Source organism: Acrocarpospora phusangensis (assembly GCF_016862995.1).
Taxonomy (GTDB): domain Bacteria; phylum Actinomycetota; class Actinomycetes; order Streptosporangiales; family Streptosporangiaceae; genus Acrocarpospora; species Acrocarpospora phusangensis.
Genome location: NZ_BOOA01000008.1, coordinates 153,558 through 173,468, shown reverse-complemented (window position 1 = coordinate 173,468; position 19,911 = coordinate 153,558). Strand labels below are relative to the sequence as shown.

Here is a 19,911-nt window from a genome sequence, read left to right as displayed (position 1 = left end):
AGAGCGAGGGCCCGGCGGATGACCGCCGGGCCCTCGCTCTTTCCAGGCTATTTGTCGGAGCAGGCCGAGCACTGGGTGAGGCCGGCCGCCTCCGCTTCCGCCTTGGTCATGGTCTCGATGTCGGATTCCTCGTCGCCGACGAGGGAGCACTCCGCGTGGTGGAAGCGGCGGGTACCGACCAGCACGTGCACGAGATCGCCCTCGTCACGGCCCTCTTCCCCGTCCTCGTCCTTGGCCGGCCGTGGAGCGTGGACCGTCGCGTCGTCGGGGATGGTCTCGGGCTTCTCTTCCTTCACCGTCGCGGACTCGGCGGCCACCGGCTCGGGCTTGGCGGGCTCGGGGTCGGGCGCGGACGGGGTCGGGGCCTGGGCCGGCGTCACGGTGGGACGCGAGAAGGCTGACCATTCAGAGGATGCGGGCGGCACGGAGGGAACCGGCGGCAGCGGGGCGGCCACGGTGGGCGCGGCCGTCTCGGCCCGGGGCGACGGCGCCGAGACCGTGGGGGTGTCGGCGGGCTCGTCGGCGTCGGCGGAGACCGCGGACCCGGCGCGCCCGGATGCGGTCTCGGCCGGTTCCACCGGCTTGACGGGAGTCTCGGCCCAGGCGGGGCTCGCGGGCCAGGCGGCGCTCGCGGGACTTTCCGCCCGGACGGGCGTCTCCGGCCTGCCGGGGGCCTCCCGCCTGGCGGGAGCTTCGAACGCGGCAGGGGCTTCGAGTCTGGCCGGGGCTTCGAACGCGGCAGGCGTTTCGAGTTTGGCGGGGGTGTCCGGCTTGGCGGGGGCCAGGCCCTCGGCCACGCAGGCGGTGCACGGGGAGAAGCCCTCCTCGCGGGCCTCCTCCAGGGTCAGCTCCTCGATCTCGCGATCGGCGAGCTGGCGGCAGTTGGGCAGGTGGAACCGCTTGCGGCCCGGGATGACCAGCACGATCGAGTCGGGCCCGAGGCCGCCGCCCGGCAGGGGACGGGGCATCGGGGGACGGGACCGCCGCTCCGGCGGCTCCTGCCCGGCCGCCCCCGGGAAGGGGACCTGCTGGGTCTCGGTGGCCGGCGCGGGGGTGGCCACGGGTGCGGCCATCATGGGGTTCGCCATCTGCTGCGTCATGTGCGCCGGCATTTGCTGGGGCATCTGATGCGGCATCTGGTGGGGGGTCTGCTGCGACGGCTGGGACGGCGGCCCGCTGTAGGCGGGGCCTCCGGCGTGCGCCATCTGCGGCATCTGATGGGGCTGCGGCTGGGGGGTGGCGGTCTGGGACCGCCCGCCGGCCGGGAAGAGCTCGTGCCGCCTGAGCAAGGCCCCGATCAGCAGGCAGACCGCGGACAGCACGCTGACCACGATCGACCACATCACGAGGAACGGCTTCGCCAGGACGACGCCCGCGATCAGCAGGACGATCGCGGCGAGCACCAGGGCGGCACTGACAAGGATCACTGGGGGGATCTCCGAACTACCGAACGCGCGTTACCGAACGCCGACCGAATGATCTCCCGGAATTCTCCGGGCGGAGGCTACCGGCGGTCGCCGTGCGGGCCTTCGGGGTTCTGGAACGCGCCCGAGTGCTCGCCGCCGAACGGGTTCGGCGCGGGCATGGGCTGCTGACCGGCGGGCGCGATGGCGTGCGCCATCTGCTGGCCGGACATCTGGCCCTGACCGGCGGTCACGATCGGGAACCCGCCGCTGCCCTCCGCGGAGACGTTCAGCTCGGCGAGCTGGTTCTCCAGGTAGAGCTTCAGACGGCTGCGGTACTCCCGCTCGAAGCTGCGCAGCTCCTCGACCTTGCGCTCCAGTTCGTCCCTGGTCTGCACCAGCGACCCCATGGCCTGGCGGTGCCGCTCCTGAGCGTCACGTTCCAGCGTCTCGGCGCGGGCGCGGGCGTCGCCGATGATCTGCTCGGCCTGGCGGCGGGCCTTGCCCAGCACCTCGTCGGCCTCGCGGCGGGCCCGGGTCACGGTCTCGTCCGCCTCCCGGCGGGCGTCCGCGATGGCCTGGTCGGCGGTCTGCTGCGCGAGGGCCAGGACGCGGGCCGCGGTGTCCATGTTGTCCTCGGCGGGCGGCAGGCCCATGCCGACGGGGACGGGCTCGGGACGCACCGGCTCGGGCTGGCGCATCGGCTCCGGCTGCGGAACCATCATCTCGGGCTTGGACTCGGCGATCGGCGCGGGAGCCATCTGCATGCCCCCGCCCATCATCCCGCCGGCCATCCCGCCAGCCATGGCACCGCCCATGCCCCCGGCCATGCCGCCGGGCACCTTGCCCCGCAGGCACTCGGCCAGCTTGGCGCGGAGCTCCTCGTTCTCCTGGATGAGGCGGTCGAGTTCGGCCTCGACCTCGTCGAGGAAGGCGTCCACCTCTTCCTCGTCGTAGCCCGGCCTCAGCCGGGTCGTACTGAACTGCTTGTTCCGCACATCAGCGGGCGTCAGCGGCATTTGGGTCTCCTTGGCGCGCTTGGAGTCTGTCCGGAGAGAAGTACCTATCCTCGACCAAACGCGGACACGACTTGGATCAAGACCAAGACCACAATGAACAGCACTGTGAAGCTTAGGTCAAAGGCCACCGTACCCAACCTCAGGGGAGGAATGAAACGGCGGAGGAACTTGAGCGGTGGATCCGTGGCCGTGTAAGTGGCCTCGGCGAGCACCAGAACCGGCCCTCGGGGCCGCCAGGCCCGGGCGAACGCCTGCACCGTCTCGAAGATCATTCTTCCGATCAGCAAGACCAGGTACAGGGACAGGAAGAAGACCAAGACCCCACTAACGATCCCCACGGTCGAGCCCCGCCTCCGTCCTGGTCCGCTGCCAGGTTCGCCGCCTCCGGTCCCCGCGGGCACCGCTCAGCTGTTCACTGTCCATACAAGGAACTCTAGCTCTGGTTGAAGAAGCCGCGTTCCGCGATCCGAGCCTTGTCCTCCGCGGTCACTTCGACATTGGCAGGGGACAACAGGAACACCTTGTTGGTAACACGTTCAATGCTGCCGTGTAGCCCAAAGACGAGACCTGCCGCAAAATCGACAAGGCGTTTGGCGTCACTGTCAACCATTTCGGTCAGATTCATGATGACCGGCGTGCCCTCCCGGAAGTGCTCCCCGATGGTGCGCGCCTCGTTGTAGGTGCGGGGGTGCAGGGTGGTGATCCGCGCCAGATCGGTCGTACGGCGCTCGATCACCGCCGTGGAGGGCCTGGGCGCCGGCACCGGCGTGTCGTCGCCGGCCTCACGCCCGTGCGCCCCGGCGGGACCGAAGTCCTCGCCCTGCCCGTCGTAGGGATCCACGCCGAAGTCGTCGGCGTCGTAGTCCCGGTACCTGTCGTAGCGGTCGTCGTCCTCCACGAGACCGAGGTAGACCGCCATCTTGCGCATCGCGCCGGCCATCGCTCCGTCGTCCTCCGTCTACCATGCCTCTGCGGCCACCCTAGCGTGCCGGGCGCGTTCGAGGGCCTTGAAGGTCCGTGGCGGAAGCCGTACCCCCCGACTGGCGAACCGCTGATCGACCTCTACCTGTTACTCGGGGGACATTACCTGACGAAGGGCGTCCGGCGGCCGAGCAACGCCGTACCGACACGCAGGTGTGTCGCGCCTTTCGCTATCGCCTGTGCCAGATCGCCGCTCATCCCGGCGGAAATCACGTCCGCGCCCGGGTGTTCCTTCTGTACGGCCTGCGCCACGTCGAACAGACGCCCGAACGCCTCACCCGGGTCCGCCCCGAGCGGCGCGACCGCCATCACCCCGCGCAGCCGCAGCCCCGGCGCCCCGGCCAGCGCGGCCGCGAGGACGGGCACGTCGGCGGGACGGGCTCCCCCGCGCTCCGGACGGTCGTCCAGGGCCACCTGGATCAGGCAGCCCACCTCCCGGCCCTGCCGGACCGCCTCGCGGCTCAGCGCGGCCACCAGGCGCTCCCGGTCGACCCCGTGGATCAGATCCGCGTACGCGACGACGGATCTGGCCTTGTTGGTCTGCACCTGGCCGATGAAATGCCAGGTGAGCGGGAGGTCCTCGCATTCGGCCGCCTTGGCCGCCGCCTCCTGGTCCCGGTTCTCGCCCACGTCGCGGACCCCGAGGGAAGCCAGCAGCCGCAGGTCGGCGGCCGGGTAGGTCTTGGTCACGGCGATCAGCGTGAGTTCGTCCCTGGACCGGCCCGCGGAGCGGCACGCCTCCTCGATGCGCCGCTCCACCCCGGCCAGCCCGGCCGCGATCTCCGCGAGCCGCCCGGCGGGGGGTTCCGGGTGGATCACTTGGCCGGTGTCACTTCAGGAAGTCCGGCACGTCGAGCTCCTCCTCCTGCTCCTCGAAGACCACCGGGCGCCGGGGAACCGGCTGGGTGAGCTTGGAGCTGATCGGAGTCGGCGGCTCGGTCGGCCGCGGGATGGCGAAAGGGCCGGTGCCCGACGCCCCCTGGTCCGGCCGCGAGGCGTCGCCCTCCCGCCCGAACGGCACGGCGGGCACGGCCTGCTCGGCCGAGGCCGCCTGCCCGTGCGGCTGGGCCGCCGGGTGGTTCGGCACCGGCTGCACCGGCGGCGAGGTGATCGGCGGCACCGGCTGGACCGGCGAGACCGGCGCGGGCGTGGCCGGCGCGGGGCTGAGCGGGCGGACCGGCGTCGGCTGCGGGTCGGTCCTGGCCTCGGGCCGCGCCTCCTGGCGGGGCTCGGGCTTGGCCGGCGCCACGTAGGACGACAGCGCGGGACGCTCCCGGCCCGCCGGGGCGGCGGGCGCGGCCGGAGCCGGGCGGGACTGCTGCTGGCGCGGCTGCGGCATGACCGCCGGCTTCTCCGGCACCGGCTCGTCGAACCCGGCCGCGATCACGGTGACCCGGACCTCGTCGCCGAGCGCGTCGTCGATGACCGTGCCGAAGATGATGTTGGCGTCCGGCGCGGCCGCGTTGGAGACCAGCTGGGCGGCCTCGTTGATCTCGAACAGGCCCAGGTCGGAGCCGCCCGCGATGGACAGCAGCACGCCGTGGGCGCCGTCGATGCTGGCCTCCAGCAGCGGGCTGGAGACCGCCATCTCGGCCGCGGCCACCGAGCGGTCGTCGCCCCTGGCGTGGCCGATGCCCATCAGCGCGGAGCCGGCCCCGGACATGACCGACTTCACGTCGGCGAAGTCCAGGTTGATCAGGCCCGGCGTGGTGATCAGGTCGGTGATGCCCTGCACACCGGAGAGCAGCACCTGGTCGGCGGCCTTGAAGGCGTCCAGGACGCTCACCTGGCGGTCCGAGATGGACAGCAGCCGGTCGTTCGGGATGACGATGAGGGTGTCCACCTCCGCCCGGAGATTCTCTATTCCGGCCTCCGCCTGCATGGCCCGCCGCTTGCCCTCGAAGCTGAAGGGGCGGGTGACCACGCCGATCGTCAGCGCGCCCAGCGACCTGGCGATGTTGGCCACGACGGGCGCGCCGCCGGTGCCGGTGCCGCCGCCCTCGCCGGCCGTCACGAAGACCATGTCGGCGCCCTTGATGACCTCTTCGATCTCCTCGCGGTGGTCCTCCGCCGCCTTGCGGCCCACCTCGGGGTTGGCGCCCGCGCCCAAGCCACGCGTGAGCTCGCGGCCCACGTCGAGTTTCACGTCGGCGTCACTCATCAGCAGCGCCTGGGCGTCGGTATTGATGGCGATGAACTCGACGCCCTTGAGTCCCTCCTCAATCATCCGGTTCACGGCGTTCACTCCGCCGCCGCCGATGCCGACGACCTTGATGACCGCGAGGTAGTTCTGCGGTGCTGCCACGACGAGGGGCCTTTCCGCTCGCTTACATATGTCTCATGCGGGCGACTGCCCGCTCTGCCAAACCCTCACCCTCAAGTTGAGATTTAGAGTTATGTCAACCTGAGGATTGATACGGACAGTAGGGTTGCGCCTCCCCCAGGGTCAACTAACCGCGCCGCAAGCACGTCCGGCGTGTCGCCGATCTCACTTGACCGTTACCACGTCGGGCGAGCTGACATCCAAGGTCATGGCGTTCTCGCGCAGCAGCGCGGTCAGGATCCTGGACTTGTCCCCGGTCCGCTCGGGGCCGCCCCACACCACGGTGCGGCCGTCCGCCAGGGTCAGCGTCACCGTCTCCGCGGAGGCCGCGGTCACCTGCTTGACCCGGCGGGACAGGCTCTCCGGCAGGGTCGCCAGCACCGCCAGCGCGGCCCTGATGCCGGGGTCGGCCGGGTCGTACCGGTGGGTACGCAACTCGGGCAGGCGGTAGGAGATCACCTCCACCGGGTCCACCACGTCCAGCACCACGCCGAACCGGTCCACCACGGTCACCTTGCCGTTGATCGGCACCGCGGCCAGCGGCAGCCGCTCCACCACGGAGATCAGCAGCGTGCCCGGCCACTCCCGGTCCACGGTGGCCGACTCGACCTCCCGGAGCGCGGCCACCCTGGCCCGCACCTCCTCGGTGTCCACGCCGACCAGCGGGGTGTCCGGCGGCACCGCGGCGGCCCTGCGGATCTGCTCGGCCGGCAGCCGCTCGTTGCCGATCACGGCCACCTCGCGGACCCCCAGCACCGGCGAGAGGAACACCACCCAGCCGGCCACCGCCACGACCCCGCCCGCGAGCAGGGTCCCCACCGCCGTACGCCACAGGACGCTCTTCCTCAAACCGGCTTCCTTGTCAACGAACGGTCACGAGCGGTCAACGCGCGCGCAGCTCCGCGACGATGTGCGGGCCGAGCTCGGTGACGTCGCCGGCGCCCATGGTGAGCACGATGTCGCCCGGCCGGGCCCGGCCCGCCACCAGGGCGGGCACCGCGGACCTGTCGGGAGCATACGAGACCTGGCCGGCCGGCAGGGGGACCTGGCCCGCCACCAGCGCGCCGGAGACGCCGGGCTCGGGGTCCTCGCGGGCGCCGTACACGTCCAGGACGATGGCCTCGTCGGCCAGGCCGAGGGCGGCGCCGAACTCGGCGGCGAAGTACCGGGTCCTGGAGTACAGGTGCGGCTGGAAGACGGCGATCACCCGGCCGTTGCCGGCCACCACGTCCCTGGCCGCGGCCAGGTCGGCGGCGAGCTCGGTCGGGTGGTGGGCGTAGCTGTCGAAGACGGTGACGCCGTCCGCCTCGCCCTTGGCCTCGAACCGGCGCTTGGCCCCGGTGAAGGCCGCCAGACCGTCCCTGACCTCCTCGAACGGCATGCCCAGTTCGAGCGCCACGGCGATCACGGCGGCGGCGTTGAGCGCGTTGTGCCGCCCCGGCACGCCCAGCCTGACCCGGCCGTGCCCGGCCACGTCGAACTCGACGCCCAGTCCTCTGGGGGCCACGTCGGCGACCCGGACGGCGGCCCCGGCGCTCTCGCCGTACGTGACGACCCTGAGGCCGCGCGCGCGGGCGACGGGGGCCAGCCTGGCCGCGCCCGGGTCGTCGGCGCAGAGCACCAGGACGGACCCGATCCGCTCCACGAACCGGTGGAAGCTGTCGTGCACCGCCTCGGGGTCGCCGTAGTTGTCCAGGTGGTCGGCCTCCACGTTGGTGACCACGGCGATCCGCGGCGCCAGCATGAGGAACGAGCCGTCGCTCTCGTCGGCCTCGGCCACGAAGACGTCCCCGGTGCCCTCGTCCGCGCCGAGCCCGGTGGTGACCAGCTGCCCGCCCACGCAGTACGACGGGTCGGCGCCGCACTTCTGCAGCGCCACGGTGAGCATCGAGGTGGTGGTGGTCTTGCCGTGGGTGCCCGCGACGGCGATGCCGACCCGGCCGGTCATCACGGCGGCCAGCGCGGCGGCCCGCGGGATGATCCGCACGTTCTGCCGCAGCGCCTCCCCCAGCTCCGGGTTGGAGTCCCGGATCGCGGTGGAGACCACGACGGTGTTCACGTCCCTGATGTGCGAGGCGGCGTGCCCGACGTGCACGGTCGCGCCCAGCTCGCGCAGCTCGGTGAGCATGTCGGAGCTGCGGGCGTCGCTGCCGGAGACGGCCACGCCGCGCTTCAGCAGGATTCTGGCGATGCCCGACATGCCGGCGCCGCCGATCCCGATGAAGTGCACCCGGCCCAGCTCCTCGGCGGGAACCGGCTCGATCAGTTTCACCAGACTCATCGTGCTGCGATCTCCAGAACCTTGCGGGCGAGCGTCACGTCGGCGTCCTTGCGTCCCATCCGGAGGGCCGCCTCGCACATCACGGCCACCTTCTCGGGGTTGTGCAGCAGCGGCGCCAGCACCCTCATGATCCACTCGGGGGTGAGCTCGGCGTCGTCCACCATCAGCCCGCCGCCCGCCGCGACGATGGGCTGGGCGTTGAGCCGCTGCTCGCCGTTGCCGTGCGGCAGCGGCACGTAGGCCGCCGGCAGGCCCACGGCGGTCAGCTCGGCGCAGGTCATCGCGCCGCTGCGGCACAGGACCAGGTCGGCGGCGGCGTAGGCGAGGTCCATCCGGTCCACGTAGGGCAGGATCACGTACTGCGGGTCGCCGGGCGGGGGCTCCTGCTCGACCGTGTTCTTCGGGCCGATCACGTGCAGCACCTGCACGCCGGCGGCGCGCAGCGCGGGCGCGGCGTCCAGCGCGGCCTTGTTGATCGAGCGGGCGCCCTGCGAGCCGCCGAACACCAGCAGCGTCGGCCGGTCCGACTCCAGGCCGAAGTAGGAGCGGGCCTTGTCGCCCAGCGAGAACCGGTCCATGTTCACGACCTGGCGCCGCAGCGGGATGCCGATGCACTCGGCGCCCGGCAGGGCGGTGTCCTGGTGGCCGGTGAACACGTGGTCGGTCAGCCGCGCGCCCAGCCGGTTGGCCAGGCCGGGCCGCGGGTTGGCCTCGTGCACCACGATGGGGATGCCGCGGCGGCGCGCGGCCAGGTAGGCCGGGGTGGCCACGTAGCCGCCGAAGCCGACCAGCACGTTCGCGCCGACCTTGTCCAGGATGCCGGTGGTCGTGTTGATCGCCCCGGCCAGCCGCCCGGGCACCGCCAGCAGCTGCGGGGTGAGCGCGCGGGGCAGCGGCACCGCCGGCACCAGCTCCAGCTCGTAGCCGCGGGCCGGCACCAGCCTGGTCTCCAGGCCGCGATCGGTGCCGAGGCAGGTGATCCCGATCGTGGGGTCGATCTGACGAAGCGCGTCGGCCAGCGCGAGCGCCGGCTCGATATGGCCGGCCGTCCCGCCGCCGGCGAGGACCACCCTCATGTCTCTCCCTATGTCAAGCCGCGTGTGTCGAGTCGCGGATTATGCCCGGAGGCCAAGCCAGCTTAGAGCCCGCGCCGCCGGTCCGGGCCCCCGCGCGGCCAACGCTTCGGCCGCACCCGGCTCACGTTTCGCGAACGACAACAACATGCCAAGCGCGGCCAGGGTCGGCAACAGGGCGGACCCGCCGTACGAGACGAGCGGGAGCGGAATGCCCGTGATGGGCAGCACGCCGATGACGGCGCCGATGTTCACGATGGCCTGCCCGACGATCCAGGCCACGGACGCGGCCGAGGCGATCCGGACGAACGGGTCGTTGACCCGGGCGGCGATGCGCAGGCCCGCGTAGCCGAGCAGGCCGAACAGGGCGACCACGACGAGGGTGCCCATGAGGCCGAGCTCCTCGCCCAGGATGGAGAAGATGAAGTCGCTCTCCGCGTGCGGCACCCAGTCCCACTTCTGCCTGCTGCTGCCCAGGCCGAGGCCGAACCAGCCGCCGGAGCCCATCGCGATCTGCCCCTGGGCGGCCTGGTAGCCGGTGGTCTGGGCGTTCTCCCAGGTGTTCAGCCAGCCGGAGATGCGGTCGGAGCGGTAGCCCTCCGAGATGATCATGAAGACGGTGGCCAGGGCGAGCACGCCGAGCAGGCCGGCGAACAGGCGGATCGGCGCCCCCACCACCCAGAGCAGCGCCAGGAAGATAATCATGAGCACCAGCGTGGTGCCCAGGTCGCGGCCCCACATGACCAGCACGGCCAGGATGGCCACGCCGGGCATCAGCGGGATCAGCAGGTTGCGCCACTCCATCAGCCGGCCGCGCGCGTGCCTGGCCAGGATGTCCGCGCCCCACAGCACCAGGGCCAGCTTGGCCGGCTCGGACGGCTGGATGGTGAGGCTGCCGATGTAGATCCAGCGCTGCGCGCCCAGCTCGGTCGAGCCGATGAAGATCACCATGACCAGGCCGATGATCGACAGCGCCAGCAGCGGGTACCCGGCCAGCCGGAAGAAGCGCTGCGGCACCTTCGCGCACAGGTACATGAGCGGGATGCCCAGCGCGACCGAGAGCGACTGCTTCAGGAACCAGTAGAACGGGTCGCCCTTGACCTGCAGCGCCTCGATGCTGGAGGCCGACAGCACCATCATCAGGCCCAGCGTGAGCAACAGGGCGCTGCACCCCAGCACCAGGTAGTAGGAGGTGAGCGGGCGGCTCAGCAGCTCGCGCAGCACCGCCAGCTGGACCCGCGCCCAGCCGGGACGGCGCCCGCCCTCCGCGGCGGCCGTCACCGCTCCGCCAGACCGGTCAGGTCACGCACGGCTCGCGCGAAGGCCTCCCCCCGCGCGCCGTAACCGGAGAACATGTCCAGGGAGGCGCCCGCGGGGGCCAGCAGCACGGTGTCCCCCGGGGAGGCGAGCCTGGCGGCTTCGGTGACGACACGATCCATCACCCCAGTGTCGTCCCCGGCCACCTCAAGGACCGGGACATTCGCCGCGTGTCGCGCGAGCGCCTCCGCGATCCGCTTCCGGTCGGCGCCCAGCAGCACCGCGCCGCGCAGCCGGGGCGCGGCCCGCCGTACCAGATCGTCCACGTCCGCGCCCTTCAGCTGGCCCCCGGCGATCCAGACGATCGAGGGGTAGGCGGCCAGCGAGGCGGCGGCGGCGTGCGGGTTGGTGGCCTTGGAGTCGTCCACGTAGTCCACCTCGCCGACCCTGGCCACGTGGGCGATCCGGTGCGGGTCCGGGCGGAAGTCGGCCAGGCCCTGCCGTACGGCCTCGGCCGGCACCCCGAAGGACCGTGCCAAAGCGGCGGCGGCCAGGGCGTTGGCCACGTTGTGCGGCGCGAAGGGACGCACGTCCGAGAGGGCGGCCAGCTCCTCCGCCGACCGCACCGGGTCCCCGGTGAAGGCCCGGTCCACCAGCAGGTCCTCCACCACGCCCAGCTGCCCGGGCCGCGGCACCCCCAGCGTCCACCCCACCACCCGTCCGTCCCCTCCGGCCTGGTACGGCTCGGCCAGCCGGGACGCCCACGGGTCGTCGGCGTTGTAGATCACCCGCTCGGCCCTGGCGAAGATGCGCGCCTTCGCCTTCGCGTACTCCTCCAGCGAGCCGTGCCAGTCGATGTGGTCGGGCGCCACGTTCAGCACGGCCGCCGCCTTCGGGGCCGGGCTGGCCGACCAGTGCAGCTGGAAGCTGGACAGCTCCACGGCGAGCACGGTGGTGTCGCCCGGGTCCAGCACCGCGTCCACGATCGGCGTGCCCACGTTGCCGACGGCCAGCGCGCGCTCCCCGCCCGCGGCCAGCATCGAGGTCAGCATGCGGACGGCGGTGGTCTTGCCGTTGGTGCCGGTCAGCGCCAGCCAGGGCGGCGCGCCCTCGTGCCGCAGCCGCCAGGCCAGCTCGACCTCGCCGATGACCTCGATCCCGGCCGCGGCGGCGGCCAGCAGCAGCGGATGGTCCGGTTTCCAGCCGGGCGAGGTGACCACCAGCTCGGTCCTGGCCGGCAGCTCCTGCTCGCCGAACCTGACCTCGACGCCCAGCTCGGCCAGGACGGGAGGGATGGGACGCTCGTGCTGCTCCAGCACGACGACCCGCTCCCCGCCCTGCGCCAGGCCGCGGGCGGCGGCGGTGCCGGACACCCCCAGCCCGGCGACGACGACGCAGCTCCTCACAGCTTGGGCATCCATTCCACGTAGAACAGGCCCAGCCCGGCGGCGGCGCTGAGCGCGGCGATCAGCCAGAACCGGACCACGATCGTGGTCTCGGCCCAGCCCTTCAGCTCGAAGTGGTGCTGCAGGGGGGCCATCCGGAAGATGCGTTTCCTGGTCATCTTGAAGAAGCCGACCTGGATGATCACCGAGGAGGTGATCACCACGCACAGCCCGGCCAGGATGAGCAGGAGCAGCTGGGTCCTGGTGGTGATGGCCAGACCGGCCAGCACACCGCCCAGGGCGAGCGACCCGGTGTCGCCCATGAAGATCTTCGCCGGCGGCGCGTTCCACCACAGGAAGCCGACCAGCGCGCCCAGCACCGCCGCCGCCACCACGGCCAGATCCAGCGGGTCGCGCACGATGTAGCAGTTCGGGCCGAGGATGGCGGTGGTGCAGCTGTTGCGCAGCTGCCAGTTGCCGATCAGCACGTACGAGGTGAGCACCACCCCGGTGGCCCCCGAGGCGAGGCCGTCCAGGCCGTCGGTGAGGTTCACCGCGTTGGAGAAGCCGACGATCATGATCAGCACCCAGACGGTGAACCCGATCAGCCCGATGGACGGCCCGAAGTCCCGCAGGAACGACAGCCGCGTCTCCGCCGGAGTGATCGAGTACGCGTTGGGGAACTGCACCACCAGCACCGCGAAGATGGCGCCCACGACCAGCTGGCCGAGCGCCTTGGCGCCGCTGCGCAGGCCCAGGCTGCGCTGCTTGTAGATCTTGATGAAGTCGTCCAGGAAGCCGACCATGCCCAGGCCGGTCATCAGGAACAGCACCAGCAGCGCCGACGCGGTGGGCGGCGACGGGTTGGCCGAGGCCAGCGTGGCCAGGTGCGCCGCGCCGTAGCCGAGCAGGGCCGCGATGACGATGACGGTGCCGCCCATGGTGGGCGTGCCGCGCTTGTCGTAGTGGCCGGACGGCCCTTCCTCGCGGATGTTCTGGCCGTAGCCGCGGCGGGCGAACAGCCGGATCGCGAGCGGCGTGCCGAGCATGGACAGCACGAGGCCGACCGCGGCGGCGACGAGGATGTCCCTCACCGGGCGTCACCCCCCAGCAGGCGGGCGGCCACCCGTTCCAGGCCGGCGGCCCGGGGTCCCTTGATCAGCACCACGTCGCCGGGGGCGATCCTGGCCTCGAGTTCGGCGGCGGCGGCGTCCACGTCGGGCGCGTAGATCGCGTCCGGGGCCCCGGCCATGATCAGGCCGGCGTTCTCGCCCACCACGATCAGTCCGGCCAGGCCCGCGCCCGCGGCCAGCCTGCCGACCCCCTCGTTCAGCGCGGGACCCTCCTCGCCCAGTTCGCGGAGGGAGGCCACCACGGCGAACCTGCGCCGGCCCGCGGCCATCGCGTCCAGCGCCGCGAAGGCGGCCCGCATCGAGTCGGGGTTGGCGTTGTACGCGTCGTTGACCACGGTCACCCCGTCGGCCCGGTCGGTCACCTCCATCCGCCAGCGGCTGCGCGGCTCGGCCGCCGACAGCTCCTCGGCGATGGTGGCCACCGGCAGGCCCAGCTCGTACGCGGCGGCCGCGGCGGCCAGCACGTTGTCGACGGCGTGCGCGCCGTGCAGGCGGAGGCGGACGGGGGCGGTGCCGGTCGGGGTGCGCAGCGTGAACGCGGCCCTGCCCCGCTCGTCGAGGTGCACGTGCTCGGCCCGGATGTGCGCGCCCGCGCCCCGCCCGAACCAGGTGACCCTGGCCTCGGTGCGCTCGGCCATGCCCGCCACGAGGGGGTCGTCGGCGTTGAGCACGGCCACGCCGTCCTTGGGCAGCGCCTCGACCAGTTCGCCCTTGGCCCGGGCGATGACGTCCTTGCCGCCGAACACGCCCAGGTGCGCGGTGCCCACGTTGAGCACCACCCCGATCCGGGGCGGCGCGATCTCCGCCAGGTACGCGATATGCCCGACATTTCGGGCGCTCAGTTCCAGCACCAGGTACCGGGTCTCCGCGTCGGCCCGCAGCACGGTCAGCGGATGCCCGATCTCGTTGTTGTACGACCCGACCGGCGCCACCGTGGGCCCGACCCGCGCGGTCAGCCGGGCCAGCAGGTCCTTGGTGGTGGTCTTGCCGGCCGAACCGGTCACGCCCACCACGGTCAGGTCCGGCAGCTCCGCCACGACGGCCTTGGCCAGCTCCGCCAGCGCGCCGACCACGTCGCCGACGATCAGCGCGGGCGCGTCCACCGGCCGCCCGGCCAGGACGGCCACCGCCCCCGACTCGCACGCCTGGACGGCGAAGTCGTGCCCGTCCGCCCGTTCGCCCTTGAGCGCGACGAACAGCGAGCCCGGCTCCACGGCCCGGGAGTCGATCACGACAGGACCCCGCACCACGGCCCGGGGGTCGGTCTGGCCCATCAGGGCGCCCGCGGTGATCTCTGCGACCCGGCCCAAAGGCAACGGGATCATGCGTTCCTCCTGCGAATGGCGGCGGCGACCACCTCACGGTCGTCGAATGGCACGACCTCGCCTGCGACGTACTGGCCCTGCTCGTGGCCCTTGCCGGCCACAACTACCACATCTCCCCGGCGGGCACGGGAGATCGCCAGCTCGATGGCCTCCGCCCGGTCCGGCTCCACGATCACGCGGGCCCGCTCCGGCGGCGGCACCTCCAGTGCCCCGTCCATCATGGCGGAGAGAATGGCCAGCGGGTCCTCACTGCGCGGGTTGTCGCTGGTGAAGATGGCCACGTCGGCCAGGCGGGCGGCGGCCTCCCCCATCAGCGGGCGTTTGCCCCGGTCCCGGTCGCCGCCGCAGCCCAGCACGATGGTCAGCGTGCCCTCGGTGACCTCGCGCAGCGAGCGCAGCACCGACTCGACCGCGCCGGGCTTGTGGGCGTAGTCCACGATCGCCTGGAAGTCGCCGCCGGGGGCGGGCACCCGCTCCATCCGGCCGGGCACCCCGGCGAAGCCGCCGACTCCGGCCACCGCGGTCTGCAGCGGCACGCCGGCCTCCACCAGCGCGACCAGCACGCCCAGCGTGTTGGCCACGTTGAAGGGGCCGGGCAGGGCGACCGAGATGTCGGCCTCGATGCCGCCGGGGCCGACCACCCGGAAGGCGCTGCCGTCCGAGCCGAGGCGCACGTCCTCGGCCCGCCACTCCGCCTCGGGGCCCCCGGCCGCCGAGAACGTGGTGATCGGGATCTTGGCGAACCCGGCCAGCTCGCGGCCGTGCGGGTCGTCGGTGTTGACCACGCCGAGGCGGGTGAACTCCGGGGTGAACAGCCGCGCCTTGGTGGCGAAGTAGTCGTCGAAGTCCCGGTGGAAGTCCAGGTGATCCTGGGACAGATTCGTAAATATCGCGACATCGTAGAAGATGCCGTCGACGCGGCCCAACGCGAGCGCGTGGCTGGAGACCTCCATCGCGGCGGCGGTGACCCGCTCCTCCCGCATCAGGGCGAACAGGCCCTGCAGGTCGCTGGCCTCCGGCGTGGTCAGCTCGGGCGTGATCCGGATGTCCCCGGCGTGGATCTCCACGCCGCCGACCAGGCCGGTCCGGTGCCCGGCCGCCTTCAGGCCCGCCTCCAGCAGGAACGTGGAGGTGGACTTGCCGCTGGTCCCGGTGACGCCGATCACCAGCACGTCGGTGGCGGGCTGGCCGTACACCCAGGCGGCGACCTGGCCGAGCAGGGCGCGCGGGTCCGGCAGCACCAGCACCGGCAGGGCGGTGGCGGCGGCCTCGTCCCGGCCCTCCTCGTCGGTGAGGATGGCGACCGCGCCGGCGGACTGGGCCGCGGCGGAGAACGCGGCGCCGTGGGCCGCCTTGCCGGGCAGCGCCACGTAGAGGTCGCCGCGCTGGACCCGCCGCGAGTCGATGGTGACACCGGTGATCACGCCGCGGGCCACCCGGCCGGAGGCGGACGGCGCGCCGAGCAGGGTCGCCAGCCCCGACAGCGGGCGGGCGGGTGTGGCGGACGGACGCATCGGATGGTGCACGGGACGGCCCGTGGGATGCGCTGCGGGCTGGTTCACGGCGAGAGCGTATCGTTCCGGGTCACGGCAGAGCGCCCGTCGAGCCCGTCGGCGGGATTTTCTTGGTCTTCAACGCGAATGTCATGACGTCCTTGAACACGGGCGCGGCGATGGTCCCGCCGTAGTGGTCCTTCTTCGGGTCCTGGATCACGGCCAGCGCCAGCAGCCGGGGAGCCTCCGCCGGGGTGAAGCCGACGAAGGTGGCCGTGTAGCCACAGTAACCTGCGCATTTCTGGTCATAGCGCATCGCCGTGCCGGTTTTGCCGGCCACCCGGTACCCCTCGATGGCGGCCGCGTTGCCGGTGCCGTCCTCGCCCGAGACCGCGCCCTCCAGCATGGCGGTGAGCTGCCTGGCGGTCAGGTCGCTGACCACCCGGGTGGACTTGCCCGCCGGGGCGGGGACGAGCCGGTCGTGCACGTCGGTGGTGCCCGCCACGATCGACGGGGCGATCCGCACGCCGCCGTTGGCGATGGCCTGGTAGACGCTGGCCATCTGGAGGGCGGTGACCGAGATGCCCTGGCCGTACATGATGGTGCAGCGCTGGCTGCCGCTCCAGTCCTGCCACTTGGGCAGCAGGCCGGCCTCCTCGCCGGGGAGCGCGCCGCCGCTCTTGGCGCCGAAGCCGAACGACCGGAACATGTCGTACAGGCGCTGGTTGGTGATCTTCTGCCCGGCCAGGATGGTGCCCACGTTGCTCGACTCGCCGAGGATCTCCGCGTACGTCATCTGCTCGGTCGGGTGCGGGTGCGCGTCGCGCAGGATCCGGTCGGCGCACTTGATGTGGTCGGCCACCGTGAAGATCGTCTCGGGGGCCACCACGCCGGCCTCCAGCGCCGCGGCGGCGGTGATGACCTTGTTGGTGCTGCCCGGCTCGAACACCTCGGCCACGGCCCGGTTGCCCCGGTCCTCGGCCGGCACCTTCTGCCAGGACCGCAGGTCCACCTCGGGCGCGTTGGCCATGGCCAGGATCTGGCCGGTCCTGGTGTCCATCACGATCACGCTGCCGCTGCGCGCGCCGGTGGCCTTCACCTGCTTGGCGATGGCCTGCTGGGCGGCCCACTGGATGTAGCGGTCGATGGTCAGCCGCAGCTCGCGGCCGGGCACGGGGGCCACCCGGGTGCTGCGGGTCATCGGGATGCGCTGGCCGTCGCGGCCGATCTCGATGCTCTGCTGGCCGTCCTGGCCGGCGAGCAGCTTGTTGTTCGCCTGCTCCAGGCCCTCCAGGCCGAAGCCCTCGTCGCCGACGAAGCCGACCAGGCCGCCGGCCAGCGAACCGCCCGGGTAGAGCCGCCGGTAGGTGGCCTTGGAGCCGACCCCGCGGAAGCCCAGGCCCATGATCTTGCGGGCCCGCAGCGGGTCCACGTCCTTGGCCACCACCAGGTAGCGCTTGTCGGCCTGGGCCAGCTTGGCGGCGATCTCCTCCTTCGGCTTGCCCAGCTCGGTGGCGAGGGTGGTCGCGATCAGGTCCCGCTGGTTCGGCCGCACCTCGTACGGATCGAGGTAGATCTCCCGCGCCTCGGAGGTGAGCGCCAGCTCGTGGCCGTTGACGTCGGTGATGGACCCGCGCCTGGCGGGCAGCGTCTCCGGCTGCACGCGCTGCTGGGCCGCCTTGGCCTGGAACGCCTTGGAGTCCAGGCCCTGCAGCTGGACCAGGCGGCCGGCGAACAGGGACAGCACGAAGGCCATCACGACCAGGGCGACGTTGATGCGCCGCGACGGGTCGCCCAGCCGGAGCATGGCGGGCGGACGGGCCGGCGGGCGCGCGGACGGGCGCGGCGGCGGCCCGCCTCGCCCCCGCCCTCCCCCGCCCGGCCCGGTACGGCCCTGGGGGTCACGAGCCTGGGGGTCACGAGCCTGCGCGTCCCTGCCCTGGGGATCCCTGCCCGGAGACGTCCTGCCCGGAGGCGTCTTGCCCTGGGGCGTCGTCTTGCCCTGCGGGTTCCGGTTCTGGCCCGCCTGCTGGGCGTCACGGCCCTGGGCCGGCCGGGTCTGGGCGTCCTGGGCCTGGCCCTCCCGCGGGTTCTGGGCAGGGCGCTGCTGCCCCGGGACCCGGGGCTCGCGCGGGGGCCCCGGGCGGGGCTGAGGCGGCCTGGGGCGGCCCGAACGATCGTGCGGGCTGCCGGGAGTGCGGCGGGCGCCCCCGGGGCCTCCCCCAGGGCCGCCCGTGGAACCGCCTCCCGGACCGCCGCGGCCGGCGCTGGGCGGCCGGCCGCCGCCGTCTTTCACCGCTGCGTGCCCTCCGTGGTCGATGCCGGGGCGCCGGAGCCGCCGTCCTCGTCGGGCAGGCGCTCACCGAGGCTGGCCGGGTGCATGCCGTCGCCGACGAACTCCGGCGCCGAGACGTCCGGCTTCAGGCCCGCCTGGCCGGCCCGCTCGGCCAGCCTGGTCGGCTGCTGCGCCTCGCGGATGCGGTTGTTCTCGGCGTCGGCCTGCTGGTGCAGCTGCTCGGTGATCCGGCGCAGCTCGTTGTACTTGAAGGAGTCCTGGGCGAGCACCGTGTTGAGCAGCAGCAGGCTCACCAGGCCGCCGCCGAGCAGCCCGACCACGAGCAGCACGAACGGCGCCCGCGGCGGACGCCGCCCGGAGGCCCGGATCGCCCCGGCCTTCACCGCGACCTTGGGGGCCGCCGACTCCGCCCTGGACTCCGCCTTGGGCCGGGGGTCGAGCGGGGACTTCGGCCGCGACTTCACCGGCGGCTTCGCCGGAGCCTGCGGAGCCCCCGGCTGCACGGCGGGCTTGGCCGCCGCCGGCCGCACGGGGGCAGGCTGCGCCTTGGCGGCCGCGGCTGTGCCCGCCGTGCCCGCCATACTCGCCGCGCGCTCCGGAACCGTACGCCCTGGAACCATGCGGCCAGGAACCCGTGCCCTGGTCCGCGCCTCGGCGCCCGCGCGCCGCCTGTCCTGGTCGGTCGTCATCCCTGGCGGATCCTCTCTGCCGCCCGCATCCGGGCCGAGGCCGCCCGCGGATTGCGGGCCACCTCGTCGTCGTCCGGGAGCTCTGCTCCCCTCGTCAGGAGGCGGAACCGAGGCTGATGGGCCTCCAGCGGGACCGGCAGCCCGGGCGGGCCGGTGTCCCTGGTTCGCGCCGTGAGGACCTGCTTCGTGAGCCGGTCCTCCAAGGAGTGGTAGGCGAGCACGACCACCCGCCCGCCCACGGCCAGCGCGTCGAGGGCGGCCGGCAGCGCCGTCTCCAGCGCCGACAGCTCCGCGTTCACCTCGATACGCAACGCCTGAAAAGTCCGTTTGGCGGGGTTTCCCCCGGTCCGCCGGGTGGCCGCGGGGATCGCCTGCCTGACCAGGTCCGCGAGACGCTTGGTCGAGGTGATGGGCTCCCTGGCCCGCTCCTTGACGATCAGCCCCGTCACCCGGGCCGCGAAGCGCTCCTCGCCGTAGTCGCGCAGGATCCGGGTGAGCTCCCCCGGCGGGTACGTGTTCACCACTTTTTCCGCGGTAAGCTCTTGCTCCCGATCCATCCGCATGTCCAGCGGGGCGTCGTACGAGTAGGCGAACCCGCGCTCGGCCTCGTCCAGCTGGGGCGAGGAAACCCCCAGGTCGAACAGCACCCCGTTCACGACCGGGCGGCCAAGATCGGACAGCACCTCGGCGAGTTCGTCGGAGACCGCGCGCACGATCGTGACCCGCTCCCCGTACGGCGCCAGCCGCTCGGTGGACCTCTCGATGGCGAAGGGGTCGCGGTCGATCCCGATCAGGCGCAGCGCGGGATGGGCGGCGAGCAGCGCCTCGGCGTGCCCGCCGAGGCCGAGGTTGGCGTCGACGACGACCGGGTCGGGCCCGGTGAGAGCCGGTGCCAGCAACTCCAGCACACGGCCCAGCAGGACCGGGACGTGCCCGCCCGGCTGCTGAATATCCTCAGACATCGTTCAACCCCCAACGAACTGCCGCTTCAAAGCTCGCGGTCATGCGGCTCCACCCTCGGTGAACAAGACCCCACCCCTGAGCCGGCTCCGTCCGGAGGTCCCGGGGAGCCGACCCGTCCGGCCAGGTCCCCATCCGCAGACCACTGCTCGCGGCACCTGACACCGGGGAAGGTGCATCAGCTGCCCGAAGGGTGCGGGTGGAGACCTCGCCGAACGTCACCGACGGGTCACAATAAGATCAGTACGCCCGCTGTCCCGGTCAATCGGATTTCCCGATCACCGCCAGGGACG

General features: G+C 72.7%; 17 protein-coding genes. All 17 read right to left on the bottom strand.

Annotated features, from left to right (window positions below; genetic code table 11):
- Positions 1–47: 47 nt before the first annotated feature.
- Positions 48–1,427 (bottom strand): hypothetical protein, encoded by a 1,380-nt coding sequence (locus Aph01nite_RS07360; protein WP_204039989.1) that lies wholly within the window; start codon positions 1,425–1,427, stop codon positions 48–50.
- Positions 1,428–1,504: 77 nt separating this feature from the next.
- Positions 1,505–2,422, bottom strand: a complete 918-nt coding sequence (locus tag Aph01nite_RS07355) for a DivIVA domain-containing protein (protein WP_204039988.1) — start codon at positions 2,420–2,422, stop codon at positions 1,505–1,507.
- 44 nt (positions 2,423–2,466) lie between these two features.
- Positions 2,467–2,760: a YggT family protein gene (locus Aph01nite_RS07350; RefSeq protein ID WP_204039987.1), complete on the bottom strand. Its 294-nt coding sequence runs from the start codon at positions 2,758–2,760 to the stop codon at positions 2,467–2,469.
- Positions 2,761–2,855: 95 nt separating this feature from the next.
- Positions 2,856–3,362, bottom strand: coding sequence for a cell division protein SepF (locus Aph01nite_RS07345; protein ID WP_204039986.1), 507 nt, complete (start codon positions 3,360–3,362; stop codon positions 2,856–2,858).
- A 143-nt stretch (positions 3,363–3,505) separates the two neighbouring features.
- Complete coding sequence (locus tag Aph01nite_RS07340; RefSeq protein WP_239161457.1) at positions 3,506–4,222, bottom strand: YggS family pyridoxal phosphate-dependent enzyme; 717 nt, start codon at positions 4,220–4,222, stop codon at positions 3,506–3,508.
- A gap of 10 nt (positions 4,223–4,232) precedes the next feature.
- On the bottom strand, positions 4,233–5,708 hold the full coding sequence (ftsZ, locus tag Aph01nite_RS07335; RefSeq protein ID WP_204039985.1) for a cell division protein FtsZ: 1,476 nt from the start codon (positions 5,706–5,708) through the stop codon (positions 4,233–4,235).
- Between the two features lie 183 nt (positions 5,709–5,891).
- On the bottom strand, positions 5,892–6,575 hold the full coding sequence (locus Aph01nite_RS07330) for a cell division protein FtsQ/DivIB (RefSeq protein ID WP_204039984.1): 684 nt from the start codon (positions 6,573–6,575) through the stop codon (positions 5,892–5,894).
- Between the two features lie 34 nt (positions 6,576–6,609).
- Complete coding sequence (gene murC / locus Aph01nite_RS07325) at positions 6,610–8,007, bottom strand: UDP-N-acetylmuramate--L-alanine ligase (protein ID WP_204039983.1); 1,398 nt, start codon at positions 8,005–8,007, stop codon at positions 6,610–6,612.
- Positions 8,004–9,083, bottom strand: coding sequence for an undecaprenyldiphospho-muramoylpentapeptide beta-N-acetylglucosaminyltransferase (murG, locus tag Aph01nite_RS07320; protein WP_204039982.1), 1,080 nt, complete (start codon positions 9,081–9,083; stop codon positions 8,004–8,006). The genes murC and murG overlap by 4 nt, the downstream gene beginning before the upstream one ends.
- A 39-nt stretch (positions 9,084–9,122) precedes the next feature.
- On the bottom strand, positions 9,123–10,361 hold the full coding sequence (gene ftsW, locus Aph01nite_RS07315; RefSeq protein WP_204039981.1) for a putative lipid II flippase FtsW: 1,239 nt from the start codon (positions 10,359–10,361) through the stop codon (positions 9,123–9,125).
- Positions 10,358–11,758, bottom strand: coding sequence for a UDP-N-acetylmuramoyl-L-alanine--D-glutamate ligase (gene murD / locus Aph01nite_RS07310; RefSeq protein WP_204039980.1), 1,401 nt, complete (start codon positions 11,756–11,758; stop codon positions 10,358–10,360). The genes ftsW and murD overlap by 4 nt, the downstream gene beginning before the upstream one ends.
- Positions 11,740–12,816: a phospho-N-acetylmuramoyl-pentapeptide-transferase gene (mraY, locus tag Aph01nite_RS07305; protein ID WP_204039979.1), complete on the bottom strand. Its 1,077-nt coding sequence runs from the start codon at positions 12,814–12,816 to the stop codon at positions 11,740–11,742. The genes murD and mraY overlap by 19 nt, the downstream gene beginning before the upstream one ends.
- Positions 12,813–14,180: a UDP-N-acetylmuramoyl-tripeptide--D-alanyl-D-alanine ligase gene (locus tag Aph01nite_RS07300; protein ID WP_204039978.1), complete on the bottom strand. Its 1,368-nt coding sequence runs from the start codon at positions 14,178–14,180 to the stop codon at positions 12,813–12,815. Before Aph01nite_RS07300 ends, mraY begins: the two co-directional genes overlap by 4 nt.
- The gene (locus Aph01nite_RS07295; RefSeq protein WP_204040013.1) at positions 14,177–15,694 is read right to left on the bottom strand and encodes a UDP-N-acetylmuramoyl-L-alanyl-D-glutamate--2,6-diaminopimelate ligase; all 1,518 of its coding nucleotides are present in this window, start codon (positions 15,692–15,694) and stop codon (positions 14,177–14,179) included. Before Aph01nite_RS07295 ends, Aph01nite_RS07300 begins: the two co-directional genes overlap by 4 nt.
- A gap of 70 nt (positions 15,695–15,764) precedes the next feature.
- The gene (locus tag Aph01nite_RS07290; protein ID WP_204040012.1) at positions 15,765–17,480 is read right to left on the bottom strand and encodes a peptidoglycan D,D-transpeptidase FtsI family protein; all 1,716 of its coding nucleotides are present in this window, start codon (positions 17,478–17,480) and stop codon (positions 15,765–15,767) included.
- Between the two features lie 485 nt (positions 17,481–17,965).
- Positions 17,966–18,658 (bottom strand): cell division protein FtsL, encoded by a 693-nt coding sequence (gene ftsL / locus Aph01nite_RS07285; RefSeq protein ID WP_204039977.1) that lies wholly within the window; start codon positions 18,656–18,658, stop codon positions 17,966–17,968.
- Complete coding sequence (rsmH, locus tag Aph01nite_RS07280) at positions 18,655–19,620, bottom strand: 16S rRNA (cytosine(1402)-N(4))-methyltransferase RsmH (RefSeq protein WP_204039976.1); 966 nt, start codon at positions 19,618–19,620, stop codon at positions 18,655–18,657. Before rsmH ends, ftsL begins: the two co-directional genes overlap by 4 nt.
- Between the last annotated feature and the right edge of the window lie 291 nt (positions 19,621–19,911).

Coding starts and splice junctions, on each gene's coding strand:
- Aph01nite_RS07355 (WP_204039988.1), bottom strand. CDS start 2,422: ATGCCGCTGACGCCCGCTGATGTGCGGAACAAGCAGTTCAGTACGACC.
- Aph01nite_RS07345 (WP_204039986.1), bottom strand. CDS start 3,362: ATGGCCGGCGCGATGCGCAAGATGGCGGTCTACCTCGGTCTCGTGGAG.
- murC (WP_204039983.1), bottom strand. CDS start 8,007: ATGAGTCTGGTGAAACTGATCGAGCCGGTTCCCGCCGAGGAGCTGGGC.
- murG (WP_204039982.1), bottom strand. CDS start 9,083: ATGAGGGTGGTCCTCGCCGGCGGCGGGACGGCCGGCCATATCGAGCCG.
- murD (WP_204039980.1), bottom strand. CDS start 11,758: ATGGATGCCCAAGCTGTGAGGAGCTGCGTCGTCGTCGCCGGGCTGGGG.
- Aph01nite_RS07300 (WP_204039978.1), bottom strand. CDS start 14,180: ATGATCCCGTTGCCTTTGGGCCGGGTCGCAGAGATCACCGCGGGCGCC.
- Aph01nite_RS07295 (WP_204040013.1), bottom strand. CDS start 15,694: ATGCGTCCGTCCGCCACACCCGCCCGCCCGCTGTCGGGGCTGGCGACC.
- Aph01nite_RS07290 (WP_204040012.1), bottom strand. CDS start 17,480: ATGCTCCGGCTGGGCGACCCGTCGCGGCGCATCAACGTCGCCCTGGTC.
- ftsL (WP_204039977.1), bottom strand. CDS start 18,658: ATGACGACCGACCAGGACAGGCGGCGCGCGGGCGCCGAGGCGCGGACC.
- rsmH (WP_204039976.1), bottom strand. CDS start 19,620: ATGTCTGAGGATATTCAGCAGCCGGGCGGGCACGTCCCGGTCCTGCTG.